This window comes from Paraburkholderia sp. UCT70, assembly GCF_050434085.1.
Lineage (GTDB): Bacteria > Pseudomonadota > Gammaproteobacteria > Burkholderiales > Burkholderiaceae > Paraburkholderia > Paraburkholderia tuberum.
The window spans coordinates 3292536-3313634 of the sequence record NZ_JBNPVZ010000002.1; the positions used below are offsets into that span (position 1 = coordinate 3292536).

Sequence of the window (21099 nt, forward strand, 5' to 3'; positions counted from 1 at the left end):
TTCAGGCGCGCGTTTCACCGAGCGTTCAGTGGTCCTTCACTCAGCCTTCGTCGTCTTCCTCGTCGCGCTCGTTCGCACCGTTCTTCGTGGGCGGCGCATTGCGATTGCGGAAATCCTTCGAGTGCAGGCCGTGCTTTTTCAGCAGCATCTGCAAGTGCGAGCGATTCATATCGATGCGCCGCGCCAGTTCGGCGACGGTTCCGCTGACTTCACGCAGTCCGCGTTCGAGGAACGCTTTCTCGGCGTCGTCGCTAGCCGCCCGCTTCGCGTCGCTCAACGACATCAGATTCGCGACGCTGATCGGCTGCTCGCCGCTCGCCTGTCCGCCCTCCGCCTGCGCCGCCGCCGAACCGGGTGCGGCGGGTCGCATATCGAGCGGCAAATGCTCGACGTCGGCCATGTCTGCAGCCAGACATGAGATGCGGTACATCACGTTGCGCAATTCGCGAATGTTGCCCGGATACGCGTAGCTCAATAGAAAGTCCCGCAAACGCGGCGTCAACCTGACTGGCCGGCGTTTCAGCGTGCCCGCCGCTTCGTCGCCGAACCACGCAATCAGCAACGGAATTTCGTCGCGCCGTTCGCGCAGCGGCGGCAACGTCACGTGAATCACGCTGAGCCGGTAGAACAGATCCTCGCGAAACCGGCCTTCCTCGCTGAGCTTGCGCAGATTGCGATTGGTCGCCGCGACGATGCGCGTATCGACCGCGATCGTTTCGTCGGAGCCGACGCGTTGAATCTCGTGCGCCTCGAGCACACGCAGCAGCTTGACCTGGCCCGCGAGCGGCAACTCGCCGATTTCGTCGAGAAAGATCGTGCCCGTATGCGCGCTTTCGAATTTGCCCTTGCGGTCGTTCGACGCGCCGGTGAATGCGCCCTTGCGATGCCCGAATAGTTCGGATTCGAGCAGATTTTCCGGAATCGCGCCGCAGTTCACCGAAATGAACGGCTTGTCCGCACGCGCGCCATTCGCGTGAATCACTTTCGCCATCAGCTCCTTGCCGGTGCCGCTTTCTCCATCGATCAACACCGGCAAATCGGTTGGCGCCGCTTTTTCCGCGATTTCGAGCGATTCGAGCAAATGCGGGTTGTCGCCGAACGTGCCCTCGAAAATGAAGCTGCGTTCGAGTAGTGCCTTGCGGCGCGCACCGCGCGATTGCTCCGCGCTCGTCTGCGGCTCGCCCGCGGTGGCCGCCTGCACGAAGCGCTCCTTGTGCGAAAGCTGCATCACTTCGTCGCGCAACGACGTGGCCTGTCTCAGCAGCTTGTCGATATCAGCGCGTTCGAGCCGCGACGACCAGCGCAACGTGGAGCGCAGGATCTCGATCCGCTCGATCAGTCCCGCGTACGATATCGCGGGGCTCGCCTCTTCAATCTGGTCGAGTATCTTCATCATGATGCACTCAACTGTTTCTGCACGAGCTGATAGTACATGCCGCCGCGCTGGATCAGCTCCTCGTGACGGCCCTGTTCGACGATCGCGCCTTCATACAGCACGAGAATCTTGTCCGCGCGCATGATCGTGCTGAGCCGATGCGCGATGATCACCGCCGTGCGGCCCTTCAGGATGTCGTGCATATTGCCGAGAATATTGCTTTCCGATTGCGAGTCGAGCGCCGACGTCGCCTCGTCGAACACGAGCAGACGCGGATCGTGATACAGCGCACGCGCAATGCAAAGCCGCTGGATTTGACCGCCCGACAAACCGATGCCGCGCTCGCCGACGATCTGCTCATAACCGAGCGGCATCTTGCTGATGAAGCCGTGCGCGTCGGCCATTTTCGCGACTTCCTCGATGCGGCGGCGCTCCGGCGCGTCGTCCCCGCTTGCGATGTTCTCGGCGATCGTGCCCGAGAACAGCAGATTGCTTTGCATCACGTAGCCGATTTGCGCGCGGAAATAAGTCTTGTCGATCACGCCGGAGTCATAGCCGTCGATCGTCATTTTCCCTTCGCTCGGTTGATAGAAGCCAACCAGCAGCTTCGCGAGCGTGGTCTTTCCCGACCCGCTGCGCCCGACGATCGCGACCAGTTCACCCGGCTTGATATCGAAGCTGATGTTCTCCAGCACATAAGCGGAATCCTCTTCGCCATAGCGGAAGTACACGCCTTGCAGGCTGATTTCGCCTTGCAGCTCCGGCAGCATCACGCGCGAGGGCAAATCCTGCGGCTTCTGTTCGGGCTCGATATCGAGCACATCGCCGAGCCGTTCCATCGCGACACCCGCATCGTTGAGCATGCTCCACAAGCCGACGAGACCCATCAGCGGACTCAATACGCTGCCCATGAATGCATTGAACGCGATCAGCTGACCGATCGTCAACTCACGCGCGAGTACCAGATTCGCGCCGACCCAAAGAATCGCAATCGTCGTTGCCGCATTCAGCAATTGACTGCCAAAGCCGACCAGAATATTGAATGCGTGCGCGCGATACTGCAATTCGAGCGCCTTTGCGTATTTCTTCTCCCAGCGCAACCGTACCGGCCGCTCGATGCCCATGCCCTTGACGGTCTCGACGCCCGACAGAGCTTCCATCAGGAACGACTTCGCCTCGGTCGACGCCGTGAACACCTCGCGTGCGTAGCCCTTGATCTTCGGCGTCGCGATCACCGTGAGTCCCATGATCGGAATTACGAACGCGATCAACACCAGCGTCATCTTCACGTTGTACACGAACATGATCGTGAAGTAGATGAAGATCATCAGCAGATTCAGCGCGGTCGTCACGGTGGATTCGGTCAGGAACGCGCGGATCGTCTGGTTTTCCTGAAAGCGCGCGAAGATATCGCCGGTCTTGCGCTTCGCGAAGAACGAGAACGGCAGCGACAACGTATGCTTGAAGAACTGCGACATCATCGCGAAGTCCATGTTGCGAACCATGAAGTTCGCCAGATACGCGCGAATCGTCGACATCAACTGCGTGAAGACATTGGAGATGATGAGCCCGCCGATCAGCATATGCAACAGACTGACATTCTGATGCACGATCACGCCGTCCAGGATGTTCTGAATGATCAGCGGTGGAATCACGCCGAGCACCTGAATCACGAAGGTCGCCAGAAACAGATAGCCGAGTATCGTGCGGTACGGCTTCAGATAGCCGATAAAGCGAATCCACGGCGAGCGCTCGGCCGACATCTGCAGCAGCTGCGATCCGCCGGTAAACAATAGGCAGGTGCCGCTCCACCCGCGTTCGAAAGCTTCGACGCTCAGCTTTCTGAAACCGAGTGCCGGGTCCGCCACCCAGACATAGTCTTTCGACAGCCCGTACACGACCACATAGTGATAGCCCTCCCAATGCACGATGAACGGCAGATCGAAGCCGCGCAGCGAATCGAACGTGCATTGCACGCCGCGCGTCGTGAAGCCGAGCGACTCGCCCGCGCGCGCGAGGCTGTCGAGCGTCGCACCCTGCGTCGTCACGTTCGCGAGTTCGCGCAATTTGCCGAGCGTCATCGGAATGCCGTAATGGCGGCAGATCATCGCGAGACACGCGGCGCCGCAATCCATCTCCTCGGCCTGCTCGACGAGCGCGAAACGCCGGATGATCTTCTCGCCGAGTTCCGGCTTGCTCTGCAGGTCGAGCATCAACGGCAGCTTGCGTCGCTGTTCGAGCCGCTTTTGCCGCTGCAATTCGCGGTCGCCATAGCGGATGCGCTCGTCGAGCACTTCTCGCAGTTTCGGATTGCGCTCGAGAATGAAATGAACGGTGCGCTCGGGGATGACCAGCAGCCGCGTGTCGGTGGTCGCAACGACCGATGCCATCTGTTCCTGGCGCATCAGGCACGCCTTCTCGCCGAATATCTCCCCGTTGCCGAGCGTCGCGAGCGTATAGGCGTGGCCCTCCTCCTGCCGCACGATGCGCACCTGGCCTTGCCGCACCACATAAAGCCGCCTGTCGTCGCGGCCGTCCTGTTTCAGAATCTCCTTGCCGGCAGCGACCCGTTTTGCGCCGACGCTGCGCACGTACTCTTCGAGTTCCGCCTTGTTCAGCTTGCCGCGCAGATCGAACAATTGCGCGACGAAGCCCCCGGCCGAATTGATCGCCACATAGCTGGCGACGAACGCCAACGCGGCGGCGTTGCCCGCCATCACCGGTTCGATCGCGCTGCGCGGAATGAACAGCACTTCGGTCTTGCCCGACGAACGCACCGACGCTTCGTGAACGTACGAGCGCAACATCGCAATGTCGGCAAAGATCTCGCCCGATTTGCGCACGCCCATGCTGGTTTCCTTGCCGTGCTCCTCGGTGAAGATACGTACGGTGCCCGAGCGGATCACATAGAGACCTTCGGCCACTTCACCGGCCGAGCACACCGTTTCGCCAAACGAAAAGAACTTTGCCTGCGCGTACTCGGCAAGCCGCTCGATTTCGTCGCGCGAGAACGGCGACAGGATCTCCACCGAAGCGAGAAATTCGGCGGTGGAAGGCGCGGATGGCGCGGTCGGGAGGGCGTCCATGTATCGGTGAGCCTCGCTTTATCGGGCGCTGGTCGGGCACTAGCGCGCTTCGATCACGTGTTCCTGGGCGCGGGCAATGAGCCAGCTCTCGCGCAGCAAACGGCGGATTTCGGTGGCGACGTCGGCATCGAGCGTGGCCGGATATTTGGCCGTGACCGCGAAGATCTCGAAACACGAACGGTCGGCCGACGGAAACGGCCCAAGCAGATCGCCCACCGCCGCATTGAAGATCTTCGCCTCGATATCGGGCTTCAGCGAACCGCGCAGTACCTTGCCGATCACGCCGCCCGACTCGCGCGTATCGGCAATCGAATGCTCGCGCGCCATCTCGCCGAAGGCGTCGGGGTCGTCGTGCAGGTACGAGATCATTTCCTTAGCCTTGCCTTCGCTATCGAGCACGATATGGCTGACTTCGATCGCGTCGAACTTCGGTGAATTCAGCGCGAAGTAATCATGGATCGCCGCGTCGTTACCGATGTCGTCGAGCATCTTCTCCTGATAAAGCCCGTCGGTAATGAACGCCTCGAATTCGTCGAGGCTCACGTGCAGCGCGTCGAGATAATGATTCATGTCCGCCGCGCGATGCAGCCCGCGCACGCGGCGAAACTGGTCCGCGCGCTGCTGGATTTCGTCGGCGCTGACGGCGACGCCCTGATTCTTCGCCGCATGGACGGTAAGCTTGTCGCGCACGATCTGCTCGATCAGGCTCTCGAACTGGCCGGTCAGTTTCAGAAGACGAATGAACTCGTCCACGTCCACGACTTCGTCATCGATACGCACTATCGCGGTCATTTGCCCGGCTCCTTCCGTGGATGTTTGATTCGCGCGCTCAACCCGCCACCTCTCTGAACGGATCGAGACCGAGGTCGATCAGGCGCCGCTCGCGCACGACGATTTCCGCATTGGCGGTCATGCCGTAACGCAGCGGATAACGCGTGCCGGCCACCTGGTAGTAGTCCTTGTCCAGCGTGACACGGCCTTCGTAGACCGGTTGCTTGTCCTGCGCGGATGGCTTCGTGGCCGGCGAGATATATGCGAGCGTGCCGCTGATCAACCCGTAGCGCTGGTAAGGAAACGCGTTGAACTTCAATTTGACGGGCAGGCCCACGTGCAGAAAGGCGCGGTCGTGTTCGGAGATTTCGATCTTCAGCACGGGCCGCGCGTCTTTTGGCGCAATGCCGCCGAGCGGTGCATTCGCCTGAATCTTGTCGCCGCGCTGCGTCGACGTGACGTCGGTGATCACGCCTGAAACCGGCGCGAGAATCAGCAAGAAATTGTCTTTATCGATGTTCTCGAAACGCACCCGCGCGGCGGCATCGGCTTCGAGGCGCGCGCTTTGCAGTTGCACGCGCAATTTGTCTTCCGCATCGGTGATGTCGCGCACCGCCTGATCGTATTGCAGCTGCAGATCGGTGCTTTGCTGGCCGCTCGTCGCCAGTTGCGCATTGGCCTGCGCGTATTCATGGCTCAGACGAAAGTCGAGCTCGGCCAGCTTCGACTGCGCGACACGGTAAGCGTTATCCGCTTCGAGCGCGGCCGTGCGTTTCTGCTCGACCTGTAATTCGGCAATGCCACCGCCGCCCGGCTGCGCGAACAGCCGCGAATAGCGATCGAGTTCCTGATTCGCCGCTTCGCGCGTGCGGCGCGCGTTGTCGAGCGAGCTGCGCGCTTCGTCGAGTTCGGCCTTCTGCCCTTCGGCAAGCTTCGTCGTGCCTTCTGAAACGCGATTCTCGTGCAAGCGCTCCTCGACTTCGAGTTGCGCCTTCAACGACGCGGCCTTGCGTTCCATCAACTCCTTCTTCTCCGGGAACTGCTTCCATTCGCGTTCGGCGTCTTCGAGTTTCAGTTGTGCCTGTAACGCGTTGCTCGCTGCCTCGATCACACCGCGCGCATTGAGCCGCGCGAGCACGTCGCCTTTCGACACCGGCTGCCCCTCGGCGATATACAGATCCGCGAGTTCGCCGTCGATTGGCGTATAGATGCGCCGCACCTCCGATTCCGGCGACAAGGTGCCGGGCGCACTAACGATCACATCCGCGCGGCCGACGAACGACCACAGCAAACCCGACACGACGAGCGCGACCATCGCCCAGATCAGCGCGCGCGCAATCCGCACCGGCTCGGACGTCAGAATCGCAATGCCTTCGACGCTATGATCTTCGAGCGCCTCCGACAACGGTCTAGGGTGAGGATCGCGTTTCACTCTGATCGCCTCCAATCAACGCGAGCTTCGCTTTCAGCAGCCCAGGGTCCAGCACCATGCGCAACTCGGTCAACGAGCGGCGCTGCAAACTCGCTTCGGCTTCGATATCCGCGAGCAGGCGATCGAAGTCGGCGGGATGATCGGCCTTCAACTGCGTATAGATGCGCATGCCCTGGCGTGCCGCTGTCTGCGCGTCGCTCAGCAGACGCGCCTCGTTGCGAAAGCCCGGCGAGATGCCGGCTTCGAGCCGCTGCGTGCCGCCGATCGGGCCGTTCGCGCGGTACTCTTTCCACAGGCTTTGCGCGCGCACCAGCAGATCTTGCGCATGCGCGAGTGCCTTGTCATGCAATGCGGCCACGTCTTTCTGGATCGCCTGCACGAACCATGCGTCGGTCCGCGGATCGAGGCTCGCGTAGAACGACAGCAGACGCTGGTCGTAATCTTTCCCGCCACGCGTTTTCCGCAGATCGTTGTATTGATCGGACAACGCCTTCTTGTGCGTCGCTTCGGCCGCGAGCACATCGGACCACGGGCTCGCCGGCATCGACTGCAAATCGTTCAGCGCCTGCTGCGCGTCGCCGCGCTGCCACGCGGCATCGACCGCGTCCTGCCGTTGAACGATGTCCGCCGACGGCAAGCGTGTAGACGCAAGCTGCTGGAATTGCGCCTGAAACGGCGGCGTGCTGAAGCGCACCGTTTTCATCATCGCCAGCAATGACGTCAATTGACGGCTCAACGCGGCATTCAGCAACCCGGTGTATTGGCGCAAGTCGTCGCGCACTCTATCGAGCCCCGCGAGCCGCGGATAACGCTGCGCGTAATCGTCGAGTACCGGCGGCAGCGCGTCGGGTTTGTCGCGCGAAAGTTCGGTATGAATTACGCCATTGAGCCGATCGATCGCGGCGACGTACACCGAATCGTCGCTTTCGAGCTTGCGCAGATGGCTGAGCGTGTGTGCGTAGGGCTCCGCGAAGACCGGCACGTAACTCGCAATCCGATCGAGCGCGCGCTGGTGACTCGTCGCGTCGTCGTCCCAGCGGTGCAGCAGTCCGTTGATCGTCGCTTCGTCCGTATACATGCGGATCGGCGCGTCGACGCCGCCACGCGCCGTGACGAAGCGTTCGAGATCGCCGACCCATTGCAATTCGCCGACCAGCGACGCGGCATCGGCGTCATTTCCGCTCAGCGCCCTCATGTTCTTCAGCAGCGTATCGGCCTGGTCGAACTGCGCTTTTTGCACGGCTTCGATCCAGCGCGGCAAGTTCGCTTTCAACAACGCCTCGCTCGCGAGCGCGCTGATTTTCGTGTCCGCCGGATGCGTGGCCAGATAGCCGCGCGCCATCGTGAGAGCGCTCGAGTAATCACCGCTCGCGAGCAGGCTCTTCAACTCCCGTTCCGATGAACCGTGCAGATAAAGGCCCACGCCAAGCGCAACCACGATCGCGATACCCGCTGCGCCCCGTGCCGCCGCGCGCCGCACGTTGGTGCGCTCGCCGTCCGCTAACGCCTTGTGGAGTTCGCCGGCGACCATCTTCCAGCGACGCGGCTTACCTCTTGCCGCGCTTTTAGCTTTGCCGCTTCTTTCGTTCGCGCCGTCTCTCGTATCGGCGGGATGCCCCGCCTGCGCACCTTTGGCGCCCTGCGCGCCATTTGCCGTCCCTACTCCGTCACGCTTCGCGCGCGCGGAGCCCGGCTGCGCCGCTTCATTCACTTCGTCTTCGCGTTGCAGCGCTGGATCGACGCAAAAGATGTCGAGAAACGAATGCGCAGTGCCGACGAAGGTTGTCTTGTCGGCATCGGCGGCACTGTCGACAGCGGGCTGAAGAGAGAGCTGGGTCACGGTGGGATCGACGTCGGCGGAGTTCTGTAGCGACACCCTGTAGACGAAGTGGTCGCCGCCAAATGCAACGACGTCGCCGTCCGCCAGTGCAAGCGCCGATTCGCCGATCCGCTGTCCATTCACGAACGTGCCGTTGGTGCTGCCGAGATCCTCGACATAGAGCTCGCCGCCCTTCAGAAACAGGTGCGCATGGCGCCGGGAAATGTAATTGACCTGGTGCGGGTAACGGTCTTTGTAGCGCGAGAAGACCTCGTCCGTCTTACTGACCAGAAATGGAAAAGCCAGCACGTCGACCGGTTGCAGACCCAGGTCATCGCGCTGCGGCACCAGCAATAGATGGATGAGGGGAGAAGCACTTCCACCCGTGACGACGCGCGCGCGCGGCTCGATGCCGACGCGATAGCGCAGTTCACCGCCAAAGCAGAGTTCATCGCCGGCGCGTACCCGCGCGGGGGTTTGTCGCACCGCGATGCCGTTGACCGTCGTGCCGTTCTTGCTGCCGAGATCGGCAACATAAATCGCGCCATGCTCGATGAAAATGCGCGCATGTCGGCGCGAGAGAGCGGCGGTCCATTGTGCGGGATAGTCGCTGAACGGCGCTTCGCTGCGGCCGATGGCGAACAGGTTGTCGACGATGCGAATGGTGTCGAGCGCGGGGCGCTGCGCGCAGGCAACCGGTGACAACACCACGTCGAAGGCAGCGTCCACTGTCACGCGCATTTCAGCAATCGGAGCTTCGCCGGTGGCCATTTTATCTGGATCGCTAAGCGTTTACCTGCCGCGGCGGGAACGCGGGGCGAACTGGACGAAGAACAACGGCGCAACGATATTGTCGTGAAGAGCCACGCAAACGCTGACCCCTAAAGGATTGTAAGTCACGCATCGAGAGTGTCAATTTGGATATCGCCGGATGAGAAGACCGCGGATAAGCCATCAGCCGACGAAATACCCGCGCGGTACGCCAACTCGTGGATTAGCTCAATGTTTCGTTACTTCTCTTTGACCTGCGCTTGCACGTCGACACCTGGCCATCCGCCGCCGAGCGCCTTATAAAGCGTTACCGTGTCGGACAGAATCAATTGGTGGTTTTCCAGCAACGCCTGTTGCGCCTCCAGCAAGGTCCGCTCGTCTTCGAATACTTCGAGTTGCGACACGACGCCAAGGCGCAGTTGCGACTGGATCTGATCAGCGACGATCTGCAGGCGCGACACCTGCTGCTGCAATTCCGCGTGCTGCGCCTTATGCGCACTCAGATTGACGAGCGCGTTCTCCACTTCCTCGAATGCGCCCATCACGGCCACGCGATATTGCTGCTCGGCGACTTTCGATTGCGCCTCGGTCACCTTCACATGTGCGCGCACGCCCGGATCGAACAGCGGAAAATTGATGCTCGGCATCAGGCCGAACGTGAACGACTTCAGCAGCTGGTTAAGCGCGTAACTTGCCGTGCCGCCTTGCGCGGTGAGGCCGATGCTCGGCAATTGCGCGAGCTTCGACTGACCGACGAGGTCATAGGCCTCGAGCACCCTGAATTCGGCCGCCACCACGTCGGGGCGGCGCGACAGCAATTGCGCGGGCAAACCATCTGGCACGCTCGGCAATTTCACGCGCTCCTGTAAATGCCCCTGCGGCACATGGAATTCGCCGGCCGGCACGCCGAGCAAGGTGCATAGCGCGTTGTCGGAGACCGCCCGCGATCGGCGCAGATCATAGAGATCGTTGGTGAGCCGGTTGATCTCCGCCTGCTGGCGCAATACCTGCGTTTGCGGCACGAGCCCATTGCGCGCCTGGCCTTCGTAGATCGCCAGGATTTGCCGGTTCGTGGCGATGGTCTTTTGCTGCTGTGCGATCTGGTCGTCGAATTGCAGGATCTGGAAATAGGTACTGGCCACATTCGCGACGAGTTCGAGATACCCCGCGCGCCAATCCGCCTCGCTCGCGTGGAATTCGGCCTTTTGCGCCTGCACGCCTTTTTCGACCTTGCCCCAGATGTCGATGTCCCAGTTCACCTGCAGCGCGAGGTTGTACGTCTTCGTCAAAGGCTGGCCGGTCGTCTTCGTGTAGTCGGCGCCGGCACCGAGGTCCACCGTCGGCAATGCGGCCGCGCCTGTCTCGCTGATCTGCGTGTGCGCGACTTCGATACGCGCGGCCAGCACCCGAATATCGAAGTTGCCGTCAATCGCCTTGTCGATCAGCGTATCGAGGTACGGGTCCTGGAAGCCCTTCCACCAGTCGCGCTCGATCGTCTCCGCGGCCGATACCGGCGCGCCATTGCGATCCGACCACGATGTCTTGGCCGGCGTGTCCGGGCGTTGATAAGCCGGCATGCTGACGTCGACGCACGCGCTCACTGCTAAAGCGCACATCGTTGCCGCGCAGATCCCGCTTAGCACACGGGCTATGCGGCGAGGCGTCCTGGCTTCAGCAGGAACCCGCTGAAGGTCCAGCGAATCACACGACGAAGCGAACGCTGATTCCGGCAATGCTGACACGGTGGTCTCCAGTTGCACCCGCCTGTTTCGCGCGAGATGCCCGGTTTTTCAGCCCGAGCCGCTTCCGCGCGGCTTCGGCAATGAAGCGGCGGAAAAGTCGAAGCGGGGAGCGGCGGATACGCGAAGGATGCGTGGAAAGGACGATTGGATTAGCGGTCTTTTTGAGCGACGCGCGTGTTGGGGCACGCACACGCGGCCGCCCGGGCCGCGCGTGCGCCGCTCACTACCCGTTGTTGACGTTGCTCGAGTAAATGGTCGGTTGGATGTAGGTGGTCGTACCGCTGACCAGCGCCGAGTTGTTGCCGTTCGCGCTCTGGATGTTCATTTCCGTGTTGATCATCTGCGTCGTGGAGACGTTCTTGATGCTGCTCGGCGCATAGACGGGCGCGTAGCTGAGGTACGACGGCATCGGGCAGTAGTAGCCGTTGCCACCGCGCACGGTGCTCATCGCCTTGCTGTCGAGTTGTTCGGTGTTGGACAGGTCCTTGATCATCAGCGTGTTCATGGCAAATCTCCTGGGAATCGGAAAGCGCATCGTTGTGCGTCGGGTTCGAGCAACTTGTCTGCTCGGGCGCTACTGATGCATGGGCTATGCCAGGAGTGCCTTGCTTTCGTCATTCGCGTCCTGAACGCCTTGTAGCAAAGGCCAGGAAGATCGCACCCGCTGTCCCGACGCTGACGAGCGGCGAAGCGAGACCAGTGAATGGTGGATCGGAGCCAACAGCGCACGCGACATTGTTGGCTGCGTGATGACAGTCAGCGCGCGATCACCGTGATCTTCTTCGAATACACCGGCGGGTTGTGCGGCATATGCATGTCGTCGCCCATCAACAGCTGCAACGTATGCTTGCCTGGCGGCAATTGAATCATCGTTTCCGTTTCGCCCGCGCCGAAATGCAAATGATGACGATCCGAGGGTATCTCCTGATCCATCGGCGGCAGATCGCTATCGATCAGAAGATGATGGTGGCCGGTGTTCGGGTACTTGACGCCTTTCGGCGCGACACCCATGAAACGCAGACCAAACCACACGCGAAACGGCTTATTGGCGGGCACCACCTGGCCATCATTCGGATAGCCGATGTACGCGTAGGCGCCGGGCGGCGACGGCGTCGCTGCCCACGCGCTCTGCGGCGCGGTCGATGTCGCCAACGCCGCTGCGACGAATGCCGCGGCCGCAATCATCTTATTCATCAGGACTCTCCGTTCCGGCTTGACCAGTTCTAACGAACGGATCGCGTTAGTCTTTTAGCACGGTGATGGTGATCTTCTTCGAATACACGGGCGGTACGTGCGGCACGTGATGATGGTCGCCGAGAATCAGCTGCAGCGTGTGCTTGCCGGGCGGCAACTCGATGCGCGCGTCGGTTTCGCCCGCGCCGAAATGCAGGTGCTGGCGATCCGATGGAATCTCCTGGTCGAGCGCGGGCAAATCCGTGTCGATCAGGAGATGATGGTGGCCGGTATTCGGAAACGCGACGCCCTTCGGACACACGCCCATATTGCGCAGCCCCATGCGCACCCACAGCTTGCCGCCGTGAATCACCGCGCCATCCGACGGCCAGATGATGTACTCCTCGGCCCCCGGCGGTGACGGCGTCTGCTCGGCGCGCGCAACGCCGCCAGTACCGATACCGAGGCAGACCGCGACGAGCGTCGCGCACACCGCCGCGCGTAATCCGCCGCAACGCGCTTGCGCCGGATCACGACTGCCGAAAAGAAAGGAAACACGGGTTCTTCGCATAGCGCACTCTCCCGAACAGGAGTCATGGCTGGGGCCCGGCTATCGATGACCTTCCGGGTGTTCGAGCGGCATGTCGCGGGTCGAAACCGGCAGGCAGCCACCTAGTTAAAACGGCCGTGTGACGTGAATTTGTGAATCAGCTTAGGACGTAACTTGCCAAAAAGATACGCCATGCTCGTTAACCGTATGACGCGTTAAGGACTCCCGGACAGTTGTGACGCAAAGCGCGTGCTATCGTTAATAAAGAGCGCAGGCAGGCGAGCGTGGTTCACGAATGCCTGAACTCTGTCCGGTACAAACAGGATATAAAGATGTGGAGACGATTCCTGCTGGTGTGCATGGTTGGGGCAATCCAGGCGCAGTGGGACAGTGCCGGTGCCGCGACGCAACGTGAAAACATCGAGCCGAGCCCGGCGTGGGTAGCGAGTCATCCGGCGCGGCCGGCGGACACCGCTTTGCTCCTTTCACCCTTTGCTTCGTCACGCGACGACACGCATTTACGGCGTGTCGCGCTCGTGATCGGAAATGGCGAGTACGGTGACGCCACTGACCCGATCCGCGCCAACGCGCCGCGCGACGCCGAATCAATCGGCGCTGCGCTCCGTGCGCGTGGCTTCGAAGTCATCATGCGCACGAATGCTACGCCCCCGCAAATGCGCGCGGCCATCGGCGAATTTCAACGACGATTGCGAACAGGCGATATCGGACTGTTCTATTTCGCCGGACACGGCATTCAGGTAGGCGCACAAACGCTGCTTTTGCCGGCGGGACTCAATGCGCGAGGCGATATCCGCGCGCCGGTGTCGCTACTGAATAACGGCGTCGATCTGAATACCGTTTTGCATGCGATGCAATCCGCCCGTGCCGGCCGGCTCAATCTCGTGATTCTCGATACCTGCCTCGACAATCCATTTGCCGCCGCCGCGGTTGCGATCGATAAACCGAAGTTCGCTGCCAACACCGTGATTGCCTATGCAACCGCACCGGGCGGTTTCGCGGCGGACGGTCCGCGGCATGGCGTCTATACCGATGCCTTGCTGCAAGCGCTCAACGACGCCGACGCATCGTCTCGATCGCTCGCCGCGCTGTTCCGACAGATCGGCGCCGAAGTACGCACCGCTACACGCGGAACGCAGCAACCGTGGCTCTCTGTCGCGCGTTCGTCCATTCCCACAAGTGGCGAAAGCGCTATCGAGTCGTCGAATACGTCAGAGCGTCGCGCCATCACGCCGCGCAGTCGCGGCATCATGCCCAAGGAAAGCGGCGAACAATACGAAATCACGTTCTGGGATTCGATCAAGGACAGCAACTACCCTGCCGATTACGAGGCTTATCTGAAGGCCTATCCGAATGGCCGCTTCGCCACACTCGCGCATGCGCGTATCGATCGATTGCGCGCGGCGGCATCGACTCCCGCGGTGAGTGCCGCGCCGGCTGCACCGCCAGCCGCGCCCGCGACGCAGAGCGGTCACGTCGCGCCACCCACGCCGCCTGCCCAGGTCACGCATCCCGCGACGCAAGCCAGCGCAGCCGCGCCGCCGCCGCCACCGCGCCCCGCTGCCGCGCCATCGCCAACGCCGCCCGCCACGGCCGCCGCGGCGCCATTCGCCGAAAAGACCGTCGCTCATCCCCCGACGGCCGGTGAAATCCGCGACTGCGCGGCCTGTCCGGTCATGGTCGCGGTACCCGCCGGCTCGTTCGCAATGGGCAGCAATACCGACGATCCGTCGGAAAAGCCCGTGCATCACGTGAGCATTGGCGCGCCCTTCGCGATCGGTAAATTCCCCGTGACGGTCGAGCAATGGAATGCGTGCGTCGCCGCCGGCGCCTGCCAGAAGCTGACGCCGGAGAGCAATAGCATCAAGACCGCACCCGCGCGTGATCTCAGTTGGGACGACGCGCAGCAGTACGTCAAGTGGCTCGCCAAAACGACCGGCAAACCGTACCGTCTGCCGACTGAAGCCGAATGGGAATACGCGGACCGCGCCGGCACCACGACCGCGTACTGGTGGGGCGAGCAGATGCGCAAGGGCAACGCCAATTGCAAGGACTGCGGCGACCCGTGGCACAAGGAAGGCCCGGAAAACGTCGGCACGTTCGCCGCGAATCCGCTGGGTCTGTACGACATGAACGGCGGCGTCTGGGAGTGGACCGCCGACTGCTGGCACAACACCTATCAGGGCGCGCCCGTCGATGGCCACGCGTGGGACTCGCCCGGCTGCGAGATGCGCGCGATTCGCGGCGGCTCATGGCGCGAAGGCGGCGACTACATGCTCAGCGCGACGCGCTTCAAATACAGCGCGGGCGTGCGCCAATCGCAGAACGGTTTTCGCGTCGTCAAGGATCTGCACTAAAAGCCGTGTCGATTGGCTCCCTGACGGATCATCGCGTCGCTGGTTTGGTCGTAATCGGGGCGAAGTCCGCCAACAGGCGATCCTGCCCGTATTGACCGCCAATCTGCTTGAGCCGGGTCTCGAGCGCGCGCAGATAATCGGCGCGCGCTTCGCTTTCCGGGCGCAGCTTGTCGAACAGCGGCACCGGCGTCACCATCAGCACCACCATTTCCGAGCCGAACGGCTTCGATACGGTCCAATCGCCCGCATTGCTGCCGATCGTGTACGGACCGCCGTTCGACTGCATCTGATTGTCCGGCCACAGACGACTGGGCACCATGTGCACGACGTGGCCGTCTAGCTGGTAGTAGTCGACGGTCGCAAAGGAATCGAACGGCGGCGCTTTCAGGTCGACCACCAGCGAGTCGTTCTCGGTCAGAAAACCGCTTGGCGGACGCATCTGCAGCGACGCCACGCGCCCCGCCTGCCAGTTGCGCACCAGAAACGGCGCGAGCGTTTTGACGAAGTCGCATTTATCGTCGGCGAGCGGCCGCACGTCTAGCGAAACCGTATCGACGCCAGGCAGCGCCGCCAACGTCTCCTTCAGATGCGCGGCACCGTATCGCTGCGACAGGAAACCGCGTACCGTCAGTGCGTGGTTCTGCACCGCGCCCGATAAAGCCGAACAAGGCACCTGGGCAAGCGTGGGCGTGATCGCGGCGAGCGTCAACGCGGGCTTCGGCGCGGGCGCCGGAGGAGGCGCTTGCGGCGACGAAACCGGCGGTGCCGGAGTTGCGGTTGCGGCCGCGCCACCCGTTGTAGTACTTCCTTCATGCGCGCCAGCCCAAGAAGGCGTTGTCTGCGCGACATTCGTTGCAGGCGCGACAGCGGACGCCCCACCCGCCCGATCGACCTGATCGCCCTGCGATCCCGCCGCCTCGGTTTGCGCGGCTTGCTGCCGGCTGGACCCCGAGCGAAAAGCGAACACGCCCACGATGACCGCGCACACGACGGCGAGGCCTGCGAGCCCGACCCACGCGAGCGTCCCGGACTTCTCCGCGCGCGCTTCATTGTCGAACTCGGCGATAAAGCGCACGACGCTCGGTACCCGCGTATTGCGATCGAACGACAACGCGGCACGCAACGCGCGCCACTGTCGCGCATCGAGATTCGCCGGACGCTGCGGCTTGAAATCGGCATTGCGCGCCTGCGTGGCCGACAGGCGATCGAACGGATGATGTCCCGTCAACAGCTCGTACGTGATGCAGCCAAGCGCGTAGATATCGTCGCGCGGGTCCGGCTCGCGATGCTCGATCATCTCCGGGCTCGCATAGGCCGGCGTCAACGCGCCCAGACTGCCGGGATCGAACACCGTCGCGTCGCTCTCCTCTTCAGGCCGCTGGAATACGCGCGCGATGCCGAAGTCGATCACTTTCACTTCGGCATTCGTGGTCAAAAACACGTTCGCGGGTTTGAAATCGCAATGGACGAAGCCGCGCTCGTGCGCGTACGCGAGCGCCGCGCACATGCCGCGCACGATCGGCAGCGCGGCCCGCACCGGCATACCCTGATAGCCCGGCGTGCGCAGCAGCTGGCTCAAGGGTTTGCCGCTCAGGTACTCCATCGTCAGATAGACGATCGGTCCGTCGCGGTCGAAGTCGTAGACGGTGATGATGTTGCGATGCGCGAGTACCTGCGCCTTGCGCGCCTCGCGCTGCAGCGCGACGAGCGAATTCGGATTGCCGCGAAACTGGACGTTCAGCACCTTGATCGCGAGATAGGGCTTGCGATCCGACGCTTCGAGCTTGCGCAGATCGAGCGCCTTGTACACGGTGCCCATGCCGCCCACGCCGAGGCACTCCTCGAGCACGAAGCGGTTGTTCAGCGTATCGCCGATGCCTTTGATGGTCTCGTGCGCGGCGCTTCCGGCAGTACTCGCGGCGCCCGCACTGCCAGCGCTCGACGAACGCCGCGACGGGGGATCGACCGTGGTCTGGATGCCGGTTTCCTCGCCACCCGCCGCGACGTTCGACACGCGCAGCAGCTCGATGCGCCGCCGCACTTCCAGATAGAGCTCGTCGGGCAACGGCGACCGATGATGCGCGGCGTACAGCATCTCCAGCAGCCGCGTCGGACCGAGTTGCTCGGTCGCCAACGCGCTGTCGAGCTGCGCGACGAACTCGTCACGCGATAGCTCGCCGCTCTGGAAGTCGAGAATCACACGCGCAAGGCTAGCCATTTGTGCGAAGCACCGCCGTTGCCGCTGGACCGTGTCGCATGCGACCGACGCCACGCGGGTCGATAGAAAACCTGTCGTATCCAGTTACATGTGCCGTTTCGATACTAGCTCCCGGTCCGCGCTTTCGCAAACCAGGCAAACCAGGCATGAGCCGCGCGCCGCGCCGCGTGCTGGCTCGCGCAATGTCGTGCGCCGTCCAACACGGTCCCCCGCGATGTCGGACGGCGGCCACCGCTCCGAGCGCGTCAGCGTGTTTCGACCTGACCGGCACGATGGTCCTTCCACGCGCAAAACCCTTATACGATAGGGCTTCGCCGATTTCCTCAGGATCCTTGATTAACACTGGCACAACCTGTGCGTTAGTGATGCCCGAGCAAACGAATTGCTCGAAACCACTCGCAACACTGCGAAAACTTCTTTCAGGAGACTCACCATGAAAACGCTGATGATCAAAGACCTGTCCGTCACCGAACAACTCGACAGCAAAGCCATGCAAGCCGTACGCGGCGGCTTCGGCGCGAGCAAGTACTATAGCTTCGCCCCGGTCTATGCGCCGACCAGCGTCAAGAACAGCACCACCACGCAACTGATCAGTAACGAACTGAACTTCCAGAACGCCAACGGCAACGATGTTGCACTCGCCACCGGCATCACGTCGGACTTCTCGCCGTATATCAATTCGAGCAACAGCAACCACTAATAGTGCGTGGTGCGGCGAGGCGCCCGCAGCCGCGGGCCGCTTCGCCGCTTGCCATTCGTGTCCGCTTTCCGTACGTTTTAGGAGAAACGCCATGTCATCCCTCATGATTCGCGATCTGTCCGGCACGCGCGAACTCGACCGCCGGGCCATGTCCGGGATCGCCGGCGGCACCGGCAGCAACGTGCCCATGCCATCGGGCCTTGGTGGTCTCGGCAGCCTTGCCGGCATCGCCAACGTCAACGTCAACGTCAACGTCACTCAGAATCTGGCTCAGCAGCAAATCGTCAACGTCGCAGCGCTCAATGACATCGGTTCGATCGGCCCGGGCGTCGTGCTGCCGCTGAAGCTGAAAGTCGACCCTATCCTGTCTGGCGCCAATTACTCCGCCGTGTAAGCCGGGGCAGCAGCGGGGGACCGGGGGTTCCTTCACTGCCGCGGCAACACCACGGCCATGCGCGCCGCGAATGGATTTCCTATACTGATAGTGCGTTGAGACCTCAGTACAACGAATGACACGCCGAACACATTCCGGGCACGGCGGCCGGCACCCGAACGGGTCTGGCCGCCGGAGCGTTTTTCTGGAGCCATCATGGCCAAGCTGAGCATCAAGGATCTGACCGAAAGCGTCGAACTGGACCGCGAGGCGATGGCCGCGATCGTCGGCGGCGCCCATGTCGGCGCGCGCTCGAGTCTCGCCGCGCCGCTGGTGCCGGCCGCGATGCGCGTCGTCGAATACCCGCCGGGCTTTCCGGCCGCGCAACTGCGTATCGCGGAAGCAGCCTCGCCGCTTAGACGCCAGCGCCGCTAGCATTCCTCGCCGGGGCGTTTCACCATCACGGCACGCGCATATGGCGCGTGCCGTTTCTGTTTGCGCTTGCGATTGAGTGTTGGACGCCTGAGTTCGCCACGCGCGACGCTGCGCTGCGCCCCAACCATTCGCGCGTGACTCGAGGGACGCGCGCAAACACTTCGACGCGCAATCGCGATCGTGTTCAGTGCGATTCAACGCGGCTATCGCGCGGATCCTTGCCAGGCTTCGCATAGCGGCCTCCGCTCCATGTTGCGGCGCACGTTCCCTCACATTGGCATAGGCCTTGCAGAAATCTATGCGGGCACCGCACTGTGCTCGCCTTTCCACGTCAAGGAGAAATGCCATGAAAGCCACTGTGATCATCAAAGACCTGCCGCCCGGCGCGGGCGAGCCATCCGACGAGAAAACGCTGACCGCCGAACAGATGAAGATGCTGCGCGGCGGCCGCTCAGTAGTCGTCAAGGTGGACGGTGGCGGCACGGGTAGCGTCGACAATTGGGACATCAACACCGCGATCTTCGAAGGCCGCATCAGCGGAACCTATCTATAGGACGCGCGACGTGTCCGCAATTGGAAAAACGGCACCCTGCTCAGGTTTTGAGCGCGACGGGTGGCGTTTCAATTGGCGCAAGAATTTCCGCGCGCGCCGCGCGCCGCCCCAGTGATCTGATTAAAGGATCGACCTTGGGCACAAGGTTTGCTCCTTGGGGATTACCCTGCGGCCTTGTGGCCAACTAGATAAAGCAGGTCTCTCAACCAGGCGGAGGTCACAACATGCTAGGAACCATTCTTCTAATCGTGCTGATTCTGCTGCTGATCGGCGCATTTCCAGCGTGGCCACACAGCCAATCGTGGGGCTATGGTCCGACCGGTGGACTCGGCATCGTACTGATCGTGGTGATCGTTCTGCTGGTTGCCGGTGTGATATAGACCACGCGTAGTGGACTGGAACATGAGGCGGGCCGCCGTCTATCCGCGCGATGTCGCGTGCCGGTAGATGGCGGCTTCGCTTTTTCGTCGTTGCCGGAGCACTCGATGGAAAAGTTACTGGCCAATCAGGTCGCGCTGATTACCGGCGCGGGTTCGGGAATCGGCTATGGCATCGATATCGTGGTCGCGAATGCCGGGCTACAGAAGGACGGCAAGTTCGCCGACATGACGCTCGACGATTGGCAGCACGTACTGTCGACGAATCTGACGGGCCAGTTTCTGACCTGCCAGGCCGCGGTAAAGGAATTGCGCCGACGCGGCCCGACGAGTCGATTCCATACGGACGGGTCGGCGCCGTGGAAGATATCGGCAAGGCGGCCGTATGTCTCTGGGCTTTTCGAACAATGGCTAAAGCCCGATACGCGGACCATCGGCGTTGCCGTCGATCGATTGCTCGAATAGAGCGACATCTTCGAGCCAGGCACGCTGCCTGCTGAAACTCCTGCGTATTCGAACTTCAATACGAAAGGAGATGACATCATGCCTTACCTACTTGGTTGGCTGCTCGGCGTTCCAGTGATCGTTCTGATCATCCTGTACCTCATTTTCCACTGATATCGCGAGGTACAGACGATAAGGATGACGTTGTTCCAGCGTGCCCATCCCTACCAGCAAGCTCCCCATCAGACGGTTCACGATGCGCAGCCGCGTCGGCCGCTGTAGAGCCGTACGCAGACGGTGCGGGAAGATTGCCGCCGACGCCACGCCCAACGCGAATATCAGCGCAAAAGTACTGCCCAGCAAAAGGTACTGATGATTGGCCGACCAATGCGCTTCATTCGACGAGGTACTGATGAACTGTGGAAAGAAAGACGGAAAGAACAAAAGCGTTTTCGGATTCAAGCCCGACGTCGCGAAGCCGCGCCAAAACAAACCGCGTTGTCCGGCGCTATCGGACAGAACCGGTGAAGCCGCAAACGTGCCGCATCTCCCTTGTCTGAAGCCCAGATAAACCAGATAAATCGCGCCGGCCCAGCGCAATACGATTAGCGCGCGCTCAACGATCAGCAACAACGAATTCAGACACAACGCCGTAAAGGCGAGTTGCAGCAATACCGCGCAGGTGCCTCCCCACACGCTGGGCAATGCCGCGCGCCATCCGGCGTTGAGCGCCCGGCTCATCGTCAGAACATTGACCGGGCCGGGCGAATAAACGAATACGGCGGAAGCGAGAAGAAACGAAACGTACGAGTGGATCGGTATCGGCAAATCAGCGAGCAAAAGAGGGTTGCGATAGACACATGTGGCGACATGCGTCCATGCCCGGCGAGCGCGCCTTCTGGCGT

At 62.0% G+C, this 21099-nt stretch carries 17 protein-coding genes and 1 pseudogene; 7 read left to right on the plus strand and 11 right to left on the minus strand.

Going from position 1 to position 21099, the window contains the following annotated elements; translation table 11 throughout:
• Window positions 1–40 precede the first annotated feature (40 nt).
• From OKW41_RS17515 to OKW41_RS17555, 9 genes are all read right to left on the minus strand, one after another.
• Window positions 41–1396, minus strand: coding sequence for a sigma-54 interaction domain-containing protein (locus OKW41_RS17515; protein ID WP_429573299.1), 1356 nt, complete (start codon window positions 1394–1396; stop codon window positions 41–43).
• Window positions 1393–4461, minus strand: coding sequence for a peptidase domain-containing ABC transporter (locus OKW41_RS17520; RefSeq protein ID WP_429573300.1), 3069 nt, complete (start codon window positions 4459–4461; stop codon window positions 1393–1395). Before OKW41_RS17520 ends, OKW41_RS17515 begins: the two co-directional genes overlap by 4 nt.
• 39 nt (window positions 4462–4500) lie before the next feature.
• Complete coding sequence (locus OKW41_RS17525) at window positions 4501–5253, minus strand: peptidylprolyl isomerase (RefSeq protein ID WP_429573301.1); 753 nt, start codon at window positions 5251–5253, stop codon at window positions 4501–4503.
• 37 nt (window positions 5254–5290) lie between these two features.
• Window positions 5291–6664 (minus strand): HlyD family efflux transporter periplasmic adaptor subunit, encoded by a 1374-nt coding sequence (locus tag OKW41_RS17530; RefSeq protein WP_429444307.1) that lies wholly within the window; start codon window positions 6662–6664, stop codon window positions 5291–5293.
• Window positions 6642–9254 carry an FHA domain-containing protein gene (locus tag OKW41_RS17535; protein WP_429573302.1) on the minus strand — a complete coding sequence of 871 codons (2613 nt, stop codon included), beginning with the start codon at window positions 9252–9254 and terminating at the stop codon, window positions 6642–6644. Before OKW41_RS17535 ends, OKW41_RS17530 begins: the two co-directional genes overlap by 23 nt.
• A 239-nt stretch (window positions 9255–9493) precedes the next feature.
• A complete protein-coding gene (locus tag OKW41_RS17540) occupies window positions 9494–10870 on the minus strand; it encodes an efflux transporter outer membrane subunit (protein WP_429573303.1) in 1377 nt (458 codons plus the stop codon).
• A 349-nt stretch (window positions 10871–11219) separates the two neighbouring features.
• Window positions 11220–11501: a hypothetical protein gene (locus OKW41_RS17545; protein WP_429444309.1), complete on the minus strand. Its 282-nt coding sequence runs from the start codon at window positions 11499–11501 to the stop codon at window positions 11220–11222.
• Between the two features lie 251 nt (window positions 11502–11752).
• Window positions 11753–12190, minus strand: coding sequence for a DUF4399 domain-containing protein (locus OKW41_RS17550; protein ID WP_429444310.1), 438 nt, complete (start codon window positions 12188–12190; stop codon window positions 11753–11755).
• Window positions 12191–12236: 46 nt separating this feature from the next.
• The gene (locus tag OKW41_RS17555; RefSeq protein ID WP_429444311.1) at window positions 12237–12740 is read right to left on the minus strand and encodes a DUF4399 domain-containing protein; all 504 of its coding nucleotides are present in this window, start codon (window positions 12738–12740) and stop codon (window positions 12237–12239) included.
• 311 nt (window positions 12741–13051) lie between these two features.
• On the opposite strand from OKW41_RS17555, the gene OKW41_RS17560 reads away from it, so the two are divergent.
• Window positions 13052–15094 carry an SUMF1/EgtB/PvdO family nonheme iron enzyme gene (locus tag OKW41_RS17560; RefSeq protein WP_429573304.1) on the plus strand — a complete coding sequence of 681 codons (2043 nt, stop codon included), beginning with the start codon at window positions 13052–13054 and terminating at the stop codon, window positions 15092–15094.
• A 28-nt stretch (window positions 15095–15122) separates the two neighbouring features.
• On the opposite strand, the gene OKW41_RS17565 is transcribed toward OKW41_RS17560, so the two are convergent.
• The gene (locus tag OKW41_RS17565; protein ID WP_429573305.1) at window positions 15123–17312 is read right to left on the minus strand and encodes a protein kinase domain-containing protein; all 2190 of its coding nucleotides are present in this window, start codon (window positions 17310–17312) and stop codon (window positions 15123–15125) included.
• A gap of 433 nt (window positions 17313–17745) precedes the next feature.
• Here OKW41_RS17565 and OKW41_RS17570 point away from each other — a divergent pair, with 433 nt between their 5' ends.
• The 6 genes and pseudogenes from OKW41_RS17570 to OKW41_RS17595 form a co-directional block, all read left to right on the plus strand.
• Window positions 17746–18012, plus strand: a complete 267-nt coding sequence (locus OKW41_RS17570) for a hypothetical protein (protein WP_429444313.1) — start codon at window positions 17746–17748, stop codon at window positions 18010–18012.
• A 91-nt stretch (window positions 18013–18103) separates the two neighbouring features.
• Complete coding sequence (locus tag OKW41_RS17575; protein ID WP_090807592.1) at window positions 18104–18406, plus strand: hypothetical protein; 303 nt, start codon at window positions 18104–18106, stop codon at window positions 18404–18406.
• 195 nt (window positions 18407–18601) lie between these two features.
• On the plus strand, window positions 18602–18820 hold the full coding sequence (locus OKW41_RS17580) for a hypothetical protein (protein WP_429573306.1): 219 nt from the start codon (window positions 18602–18604) through the stop codon (window positions 18818–18820).
• Between the two features lie 346 nt (window positions 18821–19166).
• Window positions 19167–19373, plus strand: a complete 207-nt coding sequence (locus tag OKW41_RS17585; protein WP_429573307.1) for a hypothetical protein — start codon at window positions 19167–19169, stop codon at window positions 19371–19373.
• A 224-nt stretch (window positions 19374–19597) separates the two neighbouring features.
• On the plus strand, window positions 19598–19753 hold the full coding sequence (locus OKW41_RS17590) for a DUF3309 family protein (protein ID WP_429444316.1): 156 nt from the start codon (window positions 19598–19600) through the stop codon (window positions 19751–19753).
• Window positions 19754–19858: 105 nt separating this feature from the next.
• A pseudogene (locus OKW41_RS17595) lies at window positions 19859–20083 on the plus strand (SDR family NAD(P)-dependent oxidoreductase); the annotation flags it as partial.
• A 219-nt stretch (window positions 20084–20302) separates the two neighbouring features.
• Here OKW41_RS17595 and OKW41_RS17600 read toward each other — a convergent pair.
• Entirely contained in the window at window positions 20303–21016 is a 714-nt protein-coding gene (locus tag OKW41_RS17600; RefSeq protein ID WP_429573434.1) for a LysE family translocator, read from the minus strand.
• Between the last annotated feature and the right edge of the window lie 83 nt (window positions 21017–21099).

Excerpts from the sequence above, each read along its gene's own strand:
- OKW41_RS17515 (WP_429573299.1), bottom strand. The coding sequence starts at position 1,396 with ATGATGAAGATACTCGACCAGATTGAAGAGGCGAGCCCCGCGATATCG.
- OKW41_RS17520 (WP_429573300.1), bottom strand. The coding sequence starts at position 4,461 with ATGGACGCCCTCCCGACCGCGCCATCCGCGCCTTCCACCGCCGAATTT.
- OKW41_RS17525 (WP_429573301.1), bottom strand. The coding sequence starts at position 5,253 with ATGACCGCGATAGTGCGTATCGATGACGAAGTCGTGGACGTGGACGAG.
- OKW41_RS17535 (WP_429573302.1), bottom strand. The coding sequence starts at position 9,254 with ATGGCCACCGGCGAAGCTCCGATTGCTGAAATGCGCGTGACAGTGGAC.
- OKW41_RS17540 (WP_429573303.1), bottom strand. The coding sequence starts at position 10,870 with ATGTGCGCTTTAGCAGTGAGCGCGTGCGTCGACGTCAGCATGCCGGCT.
- OKW41_RS17545 (WP_429444309.1), bottom strand. The coding sequence starts at position 11,501 with ATGAACACGCTGATGATCAAGGACCTGTCCAACACCGAACAACTCGAC.
- OKW41_RS17550 (WP_429444310.1), bottom strand. The coding sequence starts at position 12,190 with ATGAATAAGATGATTGCGGCCGCGGCATTCGTCGCAGCGGCGTTGGCG.
- OKW41_RS17555 (WP_429444311.1), bottom strand. The coding sequence starts at position 12,740 with ATGCGAAGAACCCGTGTTTCCTTTCTTTTCGGCAGTCGTGATCCGGCG.
- OKW41_RS17560 (WP_429573304.1), top strand. The coding sequence starts at position 13,052 with ATGTGGAGACGATTCCTGCTGGTGTGCATGGTTGGGGCAATCCAGGCG.
- OKW41_RS17565 (WP_429573305.1), bottom strand. The coding sequence starts at position 17,312 with ATGGCTAGCCTTGCGCGTGTGATTCTCGACTTCCAGAGCGGCGAGCTA.
- OKW41_RS17570 (WP_429444313.1), top strand. The coding sequence starts at position 17,746 with ATGAAAACGCTGATGATCAAAGACCTGTCCGTCACCGAACAACTCGAC.
- OKW41_RS17575 (WP_090807592.1), top strand. The coding sequence starts at position 18,104 with ATGTCATCCCTCATGATTCGCGATCTGTCCGGCACGCGCGAACTCGAC.
- OKW41_RS17580 (WP_429573306.1), top strand. The coding sequence starts at position 18,602 with ATGGCCAAGCTGAGCATCAAGGATCTGACCGAAAGCGTCGAACTGGAC.
- OKW41_RS17585 (WP_429573307.1), top strand. The coding sequence starts at position 19,167 with ATGAAAGCCACTGTGATCATCAAAGACCTGCCGCCCGGCGCGGGCGAG.
- OKW41_RS17590 (WP_429444316.1), top strand. The coding sequence starts at position 19,598 with ATGCTAGGAACCATTCTTCTAATCGTGCTGATTCTGCTGCTGATCGGC.